The following is a 13,779-nucleotide window of genomic DNA, read 5'->3' as shown; positions in this document are numbered from 1 at the left end:
ATCTATTCCTCCTGCGGGGAAAGCGCCGCATCGCTGTCATTGTTAGATGTGGCCAAGGTCTGGTCGTGCTTAAGTGCCAGTTCGAGATCTTTTGGGTCGATGGGGCGCATTTCTGTGCGGCCTGGCTTGCTGCCTTTGCTCTGAACCGTCAGGTAGGTTCCGGTTCTTCGATATGCTTCGAAACTCAGGCCCTGTAATAGTTCTTCTTCAACAATTACTTCATACTCGCCTGCAGGAAGTTCATCCGGGTAGCCGCACAAAGAGAACGGATTTGAAAACGTCACCAAAGAACTGGACGATCTCGTGCTCACCTTAGCCCTCCAAATAGTTTGTTGGATCTTCCCCGCACAGTCTGCCGCTGAACACGCTCTTAAGCGCCGCGGAAGTACTGGCGTTGTAAATTAGAATAATGTGCAAATGGCAGACGTGCGCTGATCGATGTTAGTCGGCGGCCAATGACTTGAGATTCTATTGGAATCTCAAATGCATTTGGCATCTGAGGATCAGATACTGCCAGAAAATTGACTAACCTGAGTCAGTGCAACGATGTTTGGTTTCCGGCAACCTGATTTGTGTTGGCGGGATATTTGCTGGCGTGTTCTTAACGAGTAATTGAGAAGCGCAGGAAATCCAGTACCGCAATCGGACTGTATTTATCTTGCGCTTCTTTTTCAGTGAAATCCCAAATCTGCCGAAGAGAATGGCGTCTCTAACCAGGCAACCATCATCAAAACCCCGGCATCGCCCGAGGGGTGAACCTATTGCTTCAACAGTGGCCCGGCCTGATCCAGATAATTGGGGTCAAAACCGGCCAACGTCACCAGTCCGTCATAATCATCAAATGCCACTTGCCCGGATTGAAAAGTAACCAACCCCTTCTCCCGCAGTTGCCGTAGGACACGATTAACATGCACGGCACTCAGTCCCAGCGCATCGGCAAGGTGGTATTGTGTCAGGGGGCAAGTGTATCCCGTCTTGTTTGCCATCCCGACCTGAGTCAGCCTCACACCAAGTTCCAAAAGAAAATGCGCCATGCGCTCACCCGCATCTCGCCGTCCTATGTTGACCAGGTGCTCAACCACCATCGCTTCATCTCGAGATACCGCCCAAAGAATTGCTGTCGCCAGCCGGGGCGTTTGCGCAAATGCTTCCAGGAGATCATCCACTACTACCTCAATAGCTTGGATTTCCATGATTGGTTCTATGCTGTGATCCGAGGTGTGCAGCAGAACGCTTCGCAAACCCAGAAAGTCACCCGGTATTTGGAAATCGACGATCTGACGCGACCCGTCAGTCTGGGTTTTGTAGGAACAAACCCAGCCCGAGGCCAGAATGTAGGCAGCCTGCTCTGATTGCCCTTGATGCACAAGGTCACGTCCGGCTTCAAAGGTTCTGCGGCGTTTGTGCAAGCGTGCTAACACCGCAAGTTCAACCTCAGTCAGAGCGACGAAGTTTGAGAGTTTTCGGGTGAGCGGACTGTTCTTGATAGCGGGCAAATTTCTTCCTTCATCGATGAGCAGCCCGCGAAACTATCCGACGCCAAGACTGCTTTCGATCAGTTAAGTATACAGCAATCTTTGCCAGAATGATGCAATTCATCGTGGCGCTTCCTTGCTTGGACGCCTGTTACAAAAGGACGTCTACCATGGCCGACCGGCAAGACCACTCAGGAATGGCCGCACTCTCAATCTGTGAAGCGCTTTTGCTTGCAATTAAAGATCGTGAGCTCCTGCCCGAACATGAGATTGTGGGAGTTCTGCGTGACGCAGCCGCTGCCCACGAAGCAGCGGTCGGCAACAGTGATGAAAAGGTAATGCACCAGGCCGCCGCTGCTCTGATAAACCAGATCATTGCTTCCGGCTATCGGGTTCGGCAGTAGCGTTAAGTCCCGCATCGGAAAAACAAGATTATGCTCGTCAAAAAAAGCAAAATTGCAAACAGAAACACTTTTGGTGCCTCGTTCCTGATCAATTCAAACACGAAACGAGAATCAATGTTTCAATGCCTGCCATATCCTGCGTCCTGATTGTCCGACCGAGCTGCGGCGAGGGTACAGTTTCCGTTAACGCAAATACAACGCCTGCGAATGACCTGATTGGTGACACTCGCCGCGCCGCAACAATAAGTATGCCGCGACCGCGAGCAAATGCTGCTTCAGCGAAGGCTCCAGATCGAATGACGGCAAAGTCCGCTGCCTTGCCATCTGAGAAGCGCGTGGGAATGTCCGGTTTGTGCGGTTCGCGACTTGCTGCACGAGCGAGACTTTGGGTGTTGTCCAAGGTCAAGTAAGGGCTCGCAGCGGACATTCGAAGTCCACAATAAGGAGCAGCATGAAATGGGATTGGCCGAGCGAGTACGAAGGGCTCTAGTCTTGTTGACGGGATACGATTCCCGATTTTGGGGTGCATCGTATCAGATTCTTCGCGTCTTCTTGGTTATGGCTAGCGTGTTAGCATTCATCGCTGCGATTTTTGCTGCGGCTGTGTGGCTGCGACATAGTTCACTTTAAGGAGCCGATTGATGTCGGCTGCGCAGACAAACCGCGCTTTCGCTGCAGTTGCGCCAACGGCTGCTGCTGGTCATTTTGATGCGTCCGACCGTCCAAGGGTTGATTATGTTAACGGTGCGTAATCACCTATTGAGATGCTGGCTGCCACTTTCTGTATGGAACGAAAGCCGACCGAATTAACCGCGGCGATTGAGAGGGTAGGGCGCTACTGCCTAACAAACGGCTTCGTCGTTGATCGGCCAACACCACTGCGGCAAGATCAGTGAATGGATTCCAAACTAAGACACGTCGACTTGGAGACCGCGCTTGAACGATGAACAAACAGAGAAGTTGCCGTTGAACGTTGATTCCGGCGACGATTACGAGGACTTCGTCGTCACGTACATCAACGACATCTCTAAGAACATCCGAACCGGCTGGTTTGGCCTGACGGCAGTTCTCGTTTTCGTCGCTATTGGCCTGAGCGCGCATCAGGATGCGAATTTCTTCGTCGATCGCTTCCAAACCGAGCTTCCTTTGATCCAGGTCCCGGTAAAAGCAATCGATTTTTTTCTTGTATCGCAAATCTTCGTTGCCAGCCTGTTCTGCTATCTGCAGCTCAATCTATTCCATCTCTGGGATGTGCTCGCGAAGGCACCTGCGCGGATCAAGGGCGGCCTGCTCTCTGAGCGCATTATGCCAACAATGCTCGCGCAAGGCGGGTTGTGGTATCGCCAGTGGCGCCAGAATCATCATGGCGACGGCCGCGCGGAGGCTTGTCATTCGGGTGACCACATCGGGCTCCTTAGCATCTTCATCAGTCTCATAATGATCTGGCTCTTCCCGCTTACCATACTCTTCACAATCTGGTGGCGGATCGCAGTGACGCATGACGTTTATCTGACGTTGTTTATGGCCCTGTGTCTCGTTGCGGCGACTGCATTTGGCTTGGAGAGCGTGAGGCGCGCGCATGTCCGGCTCGTAAACCCGGGGCCCGCCGCGGCGCCGATGCGGCTTTTGCAGTCAACTTGGTCAAGGCTGGCACTCACAATCGGACTCGTGCTTGCCGTGACACTCAGCTTTGTCCGCACGCTCGGGCCGGTCGACCACTGGCTCTTCGCGCGCGCCGATCTCGCTAGTGCAGAGCTGACGGAGCGACCCGACGATTGGCAACCAACCGAAGATTGGATCGCTGAGTACAGGGCGCAATGGTATCAGAACATGGAGCCGATGCTGCGCGTGGAGTGGTTGAGAGACAACCCCGACGCCAGAGACTTAGATGGCGATCGACCGGAATACGCGCTCGCCGTGGAACAGGCCGTCGAGCGCGCAGCTTGGGCCGCGTATGATCGCTACCTTGCCTCTTTGAATGCACCTGACCTCACCGGAGTAGATTTGCGGGGCGCAGATTTGACCGAGGCGTTTTTGCCGGGCGCTCGGTTTGGTTGTGATGGCCTTATTTCTGATGAGGCGAGTCGAGAGGGATGTCAGCCGGCAAATCTATCGAGAGCCAATTTTTCATCAGCAAACCTACAAGGGGTCTTCTTGAGCCGAGCCCAACTCACCGAGGTGAACTTTTCCGAGGCCAACTTGTACAGGGCGTCGCTGTCGCACGCGAAAATGATACGTGCCCAACTTCAATTCGCACGCATTGTTGGAGTTGACTTGAGTTTCGCCAACTTAGCTGGCGCGGAGATCGGTTGCCTTGGTAGTTTGAGCGACATTGTGTGCCCTCAGACGACAATTGAAAGGTCGGTATTTACCAATGTAGACCTAAGAAACGCTAATATTCACGGTGTACTATTTTTAGACACCAATATGAATGCCACAAGTATTGAAGCAATTGGCTGCTACCTTTCTGAGTTAAAAAACGTCACAGCTTACGGCGGCGATATTTCATGTGCCCTTCCACAGCATATTGTAAATGTTTTCGGTGATTCTGGTACATTTATGCCTACAAATTATTCTTCAAATGACACTGGCGAGTTGGAACAGCCAGTAGCACTTTCCTGTATTAAGAAACCAAGGTTACTCCTCGGTTTTGAAGCTATTTTTCCAAATGGGCTGGACAGGGGAGTTTACCTTGACGAGGCAGGAAACTGGCGTTGTGAGTGGGCACCTCAAGCTCCAACCGGCCGAAGGTTTGTCAATTGTGCTGAACCTGGTTCGGTTGCACACATCCCAGCCGAAACGGCTTCGTCAAATGAGAAAAGATGTTTCCAATATGTGAAAGAATGATCGAATCTATACCGATGTACCGAGAATATCCGCGTAGCACAGAATCCTGAACTTACTAAGAGAGTCGACACCTGCACCGGGATCATGCACCACCCTATCCCGTTGATCTTGCGGAGGCGGCGAGAGTGGAGCGAGATGTATGAGTTGCGCACCGTTTCGGACATTAGTTCGACGCGCAGTATTGGTCGTCTTGGTCTTTCATCGGTCATCCTCCGCAGGGTGCCACGGCTCGAACGAAGCCGCCTAACCAAAGAAAGTGCAATCGCATCGCACGGATTCGTTTGCCTTCTTAGAACTAAATGCTCTGTGAAAGCGTTGTGACTTGGTGCTGCCCCCGTGCTGCCCCGGCTAGAGGAGCAAAAAAGCGGACACTGTGACAATGCCATAACTAATTGGGTATTATGGATTATCTGGTCGGAGTGAGAGGATTCGAACCTCCGACCCCTGCCTCCCGAAGACAGTGCTCTACCAGGCTGAGCTACACTCCGACCGTGGCTGGTCGTCTATACGCGGTGTGTGCAATGCGCAAGAGGTTTCTGTAGAATGGCCGCCTTATTCCTTTAGCTCAGAATCCGAAATTGTTTCGCGTGTCTGTAATGTTCTCAATCAGGGTAACGGATCCGTTTTATACAGGCGAATCTTGGTTCCGCCATGGTCCACCACCGGGCCTGGTGGTAACAGCGGCAGGCGCGTTGCTCGGGCCAGCGCAGGGGCGCTGGTTATCACCCCGATACGCCACCCCCGAAACCGACTCATCAAAGATTTGCCCAACGTGCCATAAACAGAGCGTAAACGTTTCTCGTCACCAATTCGCGCACCATAGGGCGGGTTCACAATGACCAACCCCGCAGGACCTTCCGGCGGTTTGATGTCACTGACGGAGCGCTGTTGAAATCGTGTCAGCGGATTGACTTGCGCCCGCTCGGCATTGGCCGTCGCAGCTTCGATTGCACCAGCGTTGCGGTCCGAGCCATGGAAAGTATGGGGGCATTCAGCGGTGCTCGTTTCGCTGCGCATCGCTTGCCATTGGTTGGGGTCGAAGCCTGCCAGATGTTCGAACGCAAACTCACGGGACCGACCAGGGTTCAGACCCAAAGCGATCTCGGCGGCTTCGATCACAAACGTACCCGAGCCGCACATCGGGTCCAGAACAGGTTCGTCGCCCGAATAACCGCAGTCCCGAAGGAACATGGCGGCCATTGTTTCGCGCATCGGCGCTTTGGCGATCGCTTCCTTGTGGCCGCGCTTGTGCAAAAGCTCACCAGAGCTATCGACAGAGATCGTACAAATGTCCTTCTCGATTCGCAGCATGACCCGCAGGCTGGCATCGGTTGATATCGGAGCACCCAGTGTCTCGGATATTGCACGCTCGATCCTTTGTCGCGCCGCACCCGCATGGTAAATTCTTGATTTTCGGCTGGTGGCTTCGACTTTGATCGGCACATCGGAGCGCAAGACATCAGCCCAGGGAAATTTGCGCGCGCGCTTGTCCAGTTGGGCCAGATGTACAGCCGGGAAACTGCCCAAGCGGACCAATACCTTGTTGGCACCGCGAAGGGTCAGGTTGGCGCGCCATACCTCGGGCCAGGATCCCCGGCACGTTACGCCACCCGGAACCACTTTGGTCTGAGCGAATCCATTCGACTCCGCCTCGGCGCAGAGGGGTGCTTCAAGGCCCGGCGTGGCTACCAGAAAGATTTCCAAGTCTGTGTCTTTTTCCATTTCGGTTGCTTACACTGGAAGCTTGGTAGGCGCGATACGCAATTTTAAACTACGGATTCGGAGGATATGATCGATAAATCGCAGGATTGTGTGGTTCATCCTTAACTTTTAGCGGTATCGGGTTTGCGTTTGTGACCATCCCCGCGTAAAGGGTCCGTGATCGGAATTACGCCTGCGGATTTTGGACTGTTTTCGACGCTTTTGCGACGGAGGCCTAAAAAAACCGCGCTATTGCATGACCCCGAAAGGGCGTTGGCAGTGCTGGCGCAGAAAAGAGGCTTGGAAGAACGTAGCGACATGCAAACTTTCAAACTGAAAAAAGGGCTGGATCTGCCGGTGGAAGGTGCTCCGGACCAGACCATTCACCCGGGTCCGGAATATACGACCGTTGGCGTGCTGGGTGGTGATTACATCGGCCTGAAGCCCAAGATGCTGGTGCAGGAAGGCGACAGTGTTCAACGCGGTGCGCCGCTGTTCTGTCACAAGGACGCTCCTGACGCGATGATGGTTGCACCAGTCGGCGGCAAGGTTGTTGCCATCAACCGCGGTGCCCGTCGGGTGCTGCAAAGTGTGGTGATCGAGGTGTCCGATACCAATGACACCGGAGTGGACTTCTCGGGTGTAGGTAACGCGGACAGCGCAGAAGGTGTGACCGCCAAGTTATGTGCCGCTGGCCTGTGGACCTCGTTCCGCACGCGGCCCTATTCGAAAATGCCGGAACCCGGCGTTAAGCCGGCTGCGATTTTTGTCACCGCCATGGACAGTGACCCGCTTGCGGCCGATGCCGCAGCGATCATCGCCGAAGCGCCTGAGGCTTTTGCTGCCGGGCTGTCAGCGATCAGCAAACTGACCGACGGCAAAACCTATCTTTGCCAAAAAGAAGGTGACTCGGTTCCCGGTACAGATGTAGCCGGAGTTGAAGCGGCGGCTTTTGCCGGTCCGCACCCGTCGGGCCTGGCCGGAACGCATATTCACTTTCTCGAGCCGCTTGCAGGCGACAAGCAGGTCTGGACCATCGGGTATCAGGACGTCATTGCAATTGGTCGTCTGATGCAGACCGGGTATCTGGACCCGAATATCGTGATTGCTTTGTCGGGGCCCGGCGCGCGTCAGCCGCGTTTGATCCGCACGGTCATGGGCGCATCGACTGACGACCTGACCCGTGACGAGGTTAATGTGGACGGCACACCCCGTATCATTTCGGGTTCGATCCTGTCAGGGCAGCAAGCAGACGGTCCGACCGCCTTTCTGGGCCGGTTTGCACGGCAGATCAGCATCATCCGTGAAGATCACGATCAAATTCCGATGGGTTGGATTCGACCGATGCCATCGAAATATTCGGTTCAGCCGGTTTTGGGTTCGGCATTCGCCAAGAAGCTGTATGCCTTCACTTCCAACCTGAACGGCGGTCGTCGCGCGATGGTTCCGACAGGCGTGTTCGAAGAGTTGATGCCGCAGGATTACCTGCCCACTCAGCTGCTGCGTGCTTTGCTGGTGATGGATACGGACACAGCACAGGCTCTGGGAGCGTTGGAGCTGGACGAAGAGGATCTTGGCCTTGTGGGCTTTGCCTGTCCGGCGAAATATGAATACGGGCTGGCGCTGCGCGACTGCCTGACCAAAATTGAAAAGGAGGGCTGAGCCGAATGGGTTTGCGCAGCTTCTTTGACCGGTTCGAGCCGAACTTTACCAAGGGCGGCAAGTACGAGAAGTACTTTCCCATCTACGAGATGGTGGAAAGTTTCATCTACACTCCGAAAACTGTAACCACCGTTGCGCCGCACGCTCGGTCGTACGTGGATATGAAGCGGATCATGACCTACGTCGTGATCGCGACTATCCCATGCATCCTTTGGGGCATGTGGAACACGGGATACCAGGCGAATTCCGCGATTGCCACGCTGGGGCCGGACTCGGCCACCGGCTGGCGGATCGCGCTGTTGCAGATGTTCGGGATTTCTCTGGACCCGTCCAGCATCTTTGCCAACGTGATGCACGGGCTGCTGTACTTCCTGCCGATCTACATCGTCACGCTGGTCGCAGGCGGTATCTTCGAGGTCATCTTCGCCACCGTACGTGGCCACGAGGTGAACGAAGGTTTCCTTGTCACCTCAATGCTTTACACGCTGATCATGCCCGCAACGACGCCCCTGTGGCAGGTCGCTTTGGGCATCATCTTCGGCGTCGTGATCGGTAAGGAAGTGTTTGGCGGCACCGGCAAGAACTTCCTCAACCCTGCGCTTGTAGGCCGGGCGTTTCTGTATTTCGCTTATCCCGCGCAGATGTCTGGCGATGCGGTCTGGACACCGGTTGACGGGTTCTCGGGCGCAACAGCATTGGGTGTATCTGCCGCTGAGGGCGTACAGGCGCTGGCCGCCGAGGGCATCACCTGGTGGAGCGCGTTTTACGGCACCATTCAGGGCAGCTTTGGCGAGACCTCTACACTGGCCTGCATGATCGGTCTGGCCTTCCTGCTGATGACCAAGATTGCCAACTACCGGCTGATTGTGGGCTGTCTGGCGGGTACTATCGGCTTTACCCTGCTGCTGAACCTGATCGGATCTGACACCAATCCGATGTTCGCCATGCCCTGGTACTGGCACATCGTACTGGGCGGCTACGCCTTTGGTCTGGCCTTTATGGTGACCGAGCCCGTTTCGGCCAGCCACACCAATCTGGGCCGTTACATTTATGGTGCGCTGATCGGTGTCATGGTTGTGATGATCCGCGTGATCAATCCGGCTTTCCCTGAAGGCATGATGCTGGCAATCCTGTTCGGTAACGTCTTTGCACCGCTGATCGACTATTTCGTCGTTCAGGCCAATATCAAACGGAGGGCGCGTCGCCATGTCTGATACGCAACCCCAAGAACCCAAAGGGGCAATTGCCCGGTTCCTGGCGGCCTCGCCGGATTCGGTTGGCAAGACGATCTTCATCGCCGTCGCCGTTTGTCTGGTTGCCTCGATGGTCGTGTCGGCCGCAGCCGTCAGTCTGCGCCCGGTGCAGGATGCCAACCGTCTTAAGGACAAACAGGTTAACGTTCTTCAGGTCGCAGGTGTTTACGAACCCGGCATCGACGTGACCGAAGCGTTTGCGGCGTTCGAACCGCACGTGCTGGAACTGGCCACCGGAGAGTTTGTCGACGACCAGTTTGACCCGACCACATTTGACGATATCGCAGCCGCCAGCGATCCCGAACTGAGCGTCGCTTTGGACAGCGACCCGGCAGGTATTGGGCGCAAGTCCAAGTATCGCGTGATCTATCTGTTGCGCGACGACGCAGGCGATCTGGACAAGGTCATCCTGCCGCTACACGGCTATGGCCTGTGGTCCACGCTCTATGGCTTTATCGCGCTGGAAAACAACGGCAACGATATCTACGGCTTGCAGTTCTATCAGCATGGTGAAACCCCGGGTCTCGGTGCCGAGGTGGACAACCCGCGCTGGAAAGCGCTGTGGAGCGGTAAGAGACTGCGCGACGATGCGGGTGATCTTCAGATCACGGTGGCAAAATCGCAATCTCCTGCCGGACCTGATTTCCATGTCGATGCGCTGGCCGGTGCCACGCTGACCTCGGTTGGTGTCGACAACCTGGTGAAATTCTGGATGGGTGATGCAGGCTACGCCCCGTTCCTGGCCAAACTGCAAGCAGGAGAGATTTGATGTCCCAGACCAAGAAAGAGATGCTGGTCGACCCGCTTGTCGACAACAACCCAATCACGCTGCAGGTTCTGGGTATCTGTTCGGCGCTGGCAGTGACTTCGTCGCTGCAGGTGTCGTTCGTGATGGCGCTGGCGGTGACCTTCGTGACCTCGTTTTCGTCCTTCTTCATCTCATGCCTTCGCAATCAGATCCCGGGCTCGATCCGGATCATCGTTCAGATGGTGATCATCGCCTCGCTGGTGATCCTGGTGGATCAGGTCCTCAAGGCCTACGCCTTCGAGATATCAAAAACCCTGTCGGTCTTCGTCGGCCTGATCATCACCAACTGTATCGTGATGGGCCGCGCCGAGGCGTTTGCAATGAAGAACCCTCCGGTCGCGTCTTTCATCGACGGCATGGGCAACGGCATGGGCTACGGCCTGATCCTGCTGCTGGTGGGCTTCATTCGCGAGTTGTTTGGCGCGGGGTCGCTGTTCGGTGTCACCATCCTGCAGACCGTCAACAATGGTGGCTGGTACGTGCCCAACGGCATGTTGCTGCTGCCGCCCTCGGCGTTCTTCATCATCGGTCTGATCATCTGGGCCTTCCGCACATGGAAGCCGAACCAGGTGGAAGAGCGTGAATACAAAATTCAGCAGGTAGAGGCCCACTGATGGAAGGTCTGATTTCACTGGCCGTAAAGGCCATCTTTGTTGAAAACCTCGCGCTCAGCTTTTTTCTTGGCATGTGTACCTTTATCGCCGTGTCCAAGAAGATCTCGACCGCGCTGGGTCTGGGGATTTCGGTTATGGTGGTGCAGGCAATCACCGTGCCAACCAACAACCTGCTGCTGAACTATCTGCTGAAACCAGGCGCGCTGTCCTGGGCGGGGTTCCCGGATGTTGACCTGACCTTCCTTGGCCTGATCTCATATATCGGCGTGATCGCGGCGATGGTGCAGATCCTAGAGATGATCCTGGATAAGTACTTCCCGCCGCTCTACAACGCGCTGGGGATTTTCCTGCCACTGATCACGGTAAACTGCGCCATTCTGGGTGGTTCGCTGTTCATGGTCGAACGTGATTACAACTTTGCCGAGGCGGCAACCTATGGCCTGTCTTCCGGCTTTGGTTGGGCGCTGGCAATCACCGCCATGGCAGGCGTTCGGGAAAAGCTGAAGTATTCAGACATTCCGGATGGCCTGCAAGGGCTTGGCATCACTTTCATCACCGCGGGTCTGATGGCTTTGGCCTTCATGTCCTTCTCTGGCGTGAAACTGTAAGGAGGGGCGCATGGAAACCTTTAGCTTAGGCGTCATCCTCTTCACCCTGATCGTAATCGCTTTGGTGGCCATCATCATGGCCGCGCGGTCTAAGTTGGTGTCAACAGGCAACGTCAACATCACCATCAACGGTGAGAAAACAATCTCGGTCCCCGCCGGTGGCAAACTGCTGCAAACGCTGGCGGCCGAAAAACTGTTCGTCCCGTCAGCCTGTGGTGGCGGCGGCACCTGTGCACAATGCCGGGTGCGGGTGCATTCCGGTGGCGGCTCGATCCTGCCCACCGAAGAAAGCCACATCACCAAGCGCGAGGCATCCTGTGGCGACCGTCTTTCCTGTCAGGTTGCGGTCAAGCAGGACATGAATATCGAAGTCCCCGAAGAGGTCTTTGGCGTCAAGAAATGGGAATGCACCGTCCGGTCGAACGAAAACGTGGCAACCTTCATCAAGGCGCTGACACTGGACCTGCCGGAAGGTGAGGACGTGAATTTCCGCGCCGGTGGCTACATCCAGATCGAGGCCCCCGCGCATGCGCTGAAATACACCGATTTCGATATTGAGGAAGAGTACCGCGAAGATTGGGACCGGTTCAATCTGTGGCAATATGAATCGGTGGTGAACGAACCGATCGAACGCGCCTATTCGATGGCCAACTATCCCGATGAGAAGGGTATGATCATGCTCAACGTCCGGGTTGCCTCGCCCCCTCCGGGGTCCGAAGGTATCCCTGCGGGTCAGATGTCGTCGTATATCTTCAACTTGAAACCGGGCGACAAGGTCACCATTTCGGGTCCGTTCGGCGAATTCTTCGCCCGCGAGACGGAAAAAGAGATGGTCTTCATCGGTGGTGGTGCCGGTATGGCACCTATGCGCAGCCATATCTTCGATCAGCTCAAGCGGCTTGAGAACCGCAACCGCAAGATCAGCTTCTGGTATGGTGCCCGTTCGAAGAAAGAAATGTTCTTTGTCGAGGATTTCGATACGCTGGCCGAAGAGTTCGACAATTTCGAATGGCACGTGGCCCTGTCCGATGCGCAGCCCGAGGATGACTGGAAAGGCTATACCGGCTTCATCCACAACGTTCTGTTCGAAGAATACCTCAAGAACCATCCCGCGCCTGAGGATTGCGAATTCTATATGTGCGGTCCGCCGATCATGAACCAGTCAGTCATCAACATGCTACTGGATTTGGGCGTGGACCGAGAAGACATCATGCTCGACGATTTCGGTGGATAAGAAACAGAAAAACCGGCGCACCCAGCGCCGGTTTTTTCGTTTGGCGTTTAGTCAACGCTATTTTCCGTAATAATCCCGATACCACGCGACGAACTCGGCAATGCCGTCTTTCAACTCGGTCTGTGGGCGATAGTTCGTCAGACGTTGCAGCAGCCTGTTATCGGCCCAGGTGGCGTGAACGTCCCCCATCTGCATCGGCATGAAGTTTTTGATGGCTTTCTGCCCCAATGCCTCTTCGATGGCAGCGATGAAATCCATCAAGCGAACCTTGTCCCCGTTGCCGATATTGACGATGCGATAGGGCGCGACGGGCGACAGGCTGTCTCCGTCCTCGATTTCTTCGCGGCTGGTTGGTCGTACCGGGGGCACATCAATCAGCAACCTAATCCCGCGCACGAGGTCTTCCACATGGGTAAAATCGCGATACATGTCCCCGTGATTGTAGATATCGATCGGGCGGCCATCCAAGATCGCGGCGACAAACTTGAAATAGGCCAGATCCGGCCGTCCCCAGGTGCCATAGACCGTGAAGAACCGGAACATGGTCGTCGGCAAATCCCAAAGATGGGCATAAGAATGCCCCATCGCTTCATTCGCCTTCTTTGTCGCGGAATAGATGGTCAACTGAGTGTCGGCTTTTTCCGTCTCGGTAAAAGGCATCTCTTCGTTCGCACCATAGATGGATGAGGTCGAAGCCATCAGCAGATGGTCCACCTTATGCTGACGGGCGATTTCCATCACATTGAACGTGCCGACGACATTCGATTCAATATAGCTGCGAGGATGCTCGAGGCTGTGCCGCACTCCGGCTTGCGCCGCCAGGTGAACGATGATTTCGGGCTGGAAATCTGCGGCGACCTGCACCAGTCGGTCGTAGTTTTCCAACTGATCTTCTGTTGCCGTAAATCCAGGGGTTTGAAGCAGAATCTGATGGCGTCGCTGTTTCAGGGCTACATCATAGTAGTCTGTCATCCCGTCATAGCCATGCACGCGATACCCTTCGGCCAATAGCAGCCTGGCCAGATGGAAACCGATGAACCCCGCCGAACCTGTAATCAAAACCCGTTTCATAAAACCTCAGACCGCCTTGCGAATAACTTCTGGTCGAATGACTTTGCCCCCTGAATTGGAGCAACCGCTTTCAACCACTTCAAAGGTCATATCGGACATCCC

The 13,779-nt window shown here is 55.1% G+C and carries 12 protein-coding genes and 1 tRNA gene; 8 read left to right on the top strand and 5 right to left on the bottom strand.

The features are described 5' to 3' along the window. Positions 1-2: 2 nt before the first annotated feature. Both ACR0LF_RS09150 and ACR0LF_RS09145 read right to left on the bottom strand, forming a co-directional pair. Positions 3-311, bottom strand: coding sequence for a hypothetical protein (locus ACR0LF_RS09150; RefSeq protein ID WP_171722472.1), 309 nt, complete (start codon positions 309-311; stop codon positions 3-5). Positions 312-758: 447 nt separating this feature from the next. Further along, the gene (locus ACR0LF_RS09145) at positions 759-1,496 is read right to left on the bottom strand and encodes a Crp/Fnr family transcriptional regulator (RefSeq protein WP_480576525.1); all 738 of its coding nucleotides are present in this window, start codon (positions 1,494-1,496) and stop codon (positions 759-761) included. A 149-nt stretch (positions 1,497-1,645) separates the two neighbouring features. Here ACR0LF_RS09145 and ACR0LF_RS09140 point away from each other — a divergent pair, with 149 nt between their 5' ends. Both ACR0LF_RS09140 and ACR0LF_RS09135 read left to right on the top strand, forming a co-directional pair. Then, on the top strand, positions 1,646-1,879 hold the full coding sequence (locus ACR0LF_RS09140; protein ID WP_171722474.1) for a hypothetical protein: 234 nt from the start codon (positions 1,646-1,648) through the stop codon (positions 1,877-1,879). 936 nt (positions 1,880-2,815) lie between these two features. Next, positions 2,816-4,726, top strand: a complete 1,911-nt coding sequence (locus ACR0LF_RS09135) for a pentapeptide repeat-containing protein (protein ID WP_480576528.1) — start codon at positions 2,816-2,818, stop codon at positions 4,724-4,726. 411 nt (positions 4,727-5,137) lie between these two features. Here ACR0LF_RS09135 and ACR0LF_RS09130 read toward each other — a convergent pair. Next, positions 5,138-5,214, bottom strand: a tRNA-Pro gene (locus tag ACR0LF_RS09130). A 118-nt stretch (positions 5,215-5,332) separates the two neighbouring features. Further along, positions 5,333-6,448 carry a THUMP domain-containing class I SAM-dependent RNA methyltransferase gene (locus ACR0LF_RS09125; protein WP_480576531.1) on the bottom strand — a complete coding sequence of 372 codons (1,116 nt, stop codon included), beginning with the start codon at positions 6,446-6,448 and terminating at the stop codon, positions 5,333-5,335. 297 nt (positions 6,449-6,745) lie between these two features. Here ACR0LF_RS09125 and ACR0LF_RS09120 point away from each other — a divergent pair, with 297 nt between their 5' ends. The 6 genes from ACR0LF_RS09120 to nqrF are packed head-to-tail and all read left to right on the top strand — an operon-like array spanning position 6,746 to position 12,606. Continuing rightward, positions 6,746-8,089 carry a Na(+)-translocating NADH-quinone reductase subunit A gene (locus tag ACR0LF_RS09120; protein WP_480576534.1) on the top strand — a complete coding sequence of 448 codons (1,344 nt, stop codon included), beginning with the start codon at positions 6,746-6,748 and terminating at the stop codon, positions 8,087-8,089. Between the two features lie 5 nt (positions 8,090-8,094). Further along, entirely contained in the window at positions 8,095-9,303 is a 1,209-nt protein-coding gene (locus tag ACR0LF_RS09115) for an NADH:ubiquinone reductase (Na(+)-transporting) subunit B (protein WP_480576537.1), read from the top strand. Beyond that, on the top strand, positions 9,296-10,111 hold the full coding sequence (locus ACR0LF_RS09110) for a Na(+)-translocating NADH-quinone reductase subunit C (RefSeq protein ID WP_480576540.1): 816 nt from the start codon (positions 9,296-9,298) through the stop codon (positions 10,109-10,111). Before ACR0LF_RS09115 ends, ACR0LF_RS09110 begins: the two co-directional genes overlap by 8 nt. Continuing rightward, positions 10,111-10,764 carry an NADH:ubiquinone reductase (Na(+)-transporting) subunit D gene (locus ACR0LF_RS09105; RefSeq protein ID WP_480576543.1) on the top strand — a complete coding sequence of 218 codons (654 nt, stop codon included), beginning with the start codon at positions 10,111-10,113 and terminating at the stop codon, positions 10,762-10,764. The genes ACR0LF_RS09110 and ACR0LF_RS09105 overlap by 1 nt, the downstream gene beginning before the upstream one ends. Beyond that, a complete protein-coding gene (gene nqrE / locus ACR0LF_RS09100) occupies positions 10,764-11,372 on the top strand; it encodes an NADH:ubiquinone reductase (Na(+)-transporting) subunit E (RefSeq protein ID WP_480576545.1) in 609 nt (202 codons plus the stop codon). Before ACR0LF_RS09105 ends, nqrE begins: the two co-directional genes overlap by 1 nt. A gap of 10 nt (positions 11,373-11,382) precedes the next feature. Further along, the gene (gene nqrF / locus ACR0LF_RS09095; RefSeq protein ID WP_480576548.1) at positions 11,383-12,606 is read left to right on the top strand and encodes an NADH:ubiquinone reductase (Na(+)-transporting) subunit F; all 1,224 of its coding nucleotides are present in this window, start codon (positions 11,383-11,385) and stop codon (positions 12,604-12,606) included. A gap of 57 nt (positions 12,607-12,663) precedes the next feature. Here the strand turns inward: nqrF and ACR0LF_RS09090 are convergent, their stop codons facing one another. Then, entirely contained in the window at positions 12,664-13,677 is a 1,014-nt protein-coding gene (locus ACR0LF_RS09090) for an NAD-dependent epimerase/dehydratase family protein (protein WP_480576551.1), read from the bottom strand. Positions 13,678-13,779: the final 102 nt, after the last annotated feature.

Source organism: Ruegeria sp. E8, assembly GCF_056533985.1.
This window is presented reverse-complemented; position numbering and strand designations above follow the sequence as displayed.

Excerpts from the sequence above, each read along its gene's own strand:
- ACR0LF_RS09140 (WP_171722474.1), top strand. The coding sequence starts at position 1,646 with ATGGCCGACCGGCAAGACCACTCAGGAATGGCCGCACTCTCAATCTGT.
- nqrF (WP_480576548.1), top strand. The coding sequence starts at position 11,383 with ATGGAAACCTTTAGCTTAGGCGTCATCCTCTTCACCCTGATCGTAATC.
- ACR0LF_RS09120 (WP_480576534.1), top strand. The coding sequence starts at position 6,746 with ATGCAAACTTTCAAACTGAAAAAAGGGCTGGATCTGCCGGTGGAAGGT.
- nqrE (WP_480576545.1), top strand. The coding sequence starts at position 10,764 with ATGGAAGGTCTGATTTCACTGGCCGTAAAGGCCATCTTTGTTGAAAAC.
- ACR0LF_RS09110 (WP_480576540.1), top strand. The coding sequence starts at position 9,296 with ATGTCTGATACGCAACCCCAAGAACCCAAAGGGGCAATTGCCCGGTTC.
- ACR0LF_RS09105 (WP_480576543.1), top strand. The coding sequence starts at position 10,111 with ATGTCCCAGACCAAGAAAGAGATGCTGGTCGACCCGCTTGTCGACAAC.
- ACR0LF_RS09090 (WP_480576551.1), bottom strand. The coding sequence starts at position 13,677 with ATGAAACGGGTTTTGATTACAGGTTCGGCGGGGTTCATCGGTTTCCAT.
- ACR0LF_RS09115 (WP_480576537.1), top strand. The coding sequence starts at position 8,095 with ATGGGTTTGCGCAGCTTCTTTGACCGGTTCGAGCCGAACTTTACCAAG.
- ACR0LF_RS09125 (WP_480576531.1), bottom strand. The coding sequence starts at position 6,448 with ATGGAAAAAGACACAGACTTGGAAATCTTTCTGGTAGCCACGCCGGGC.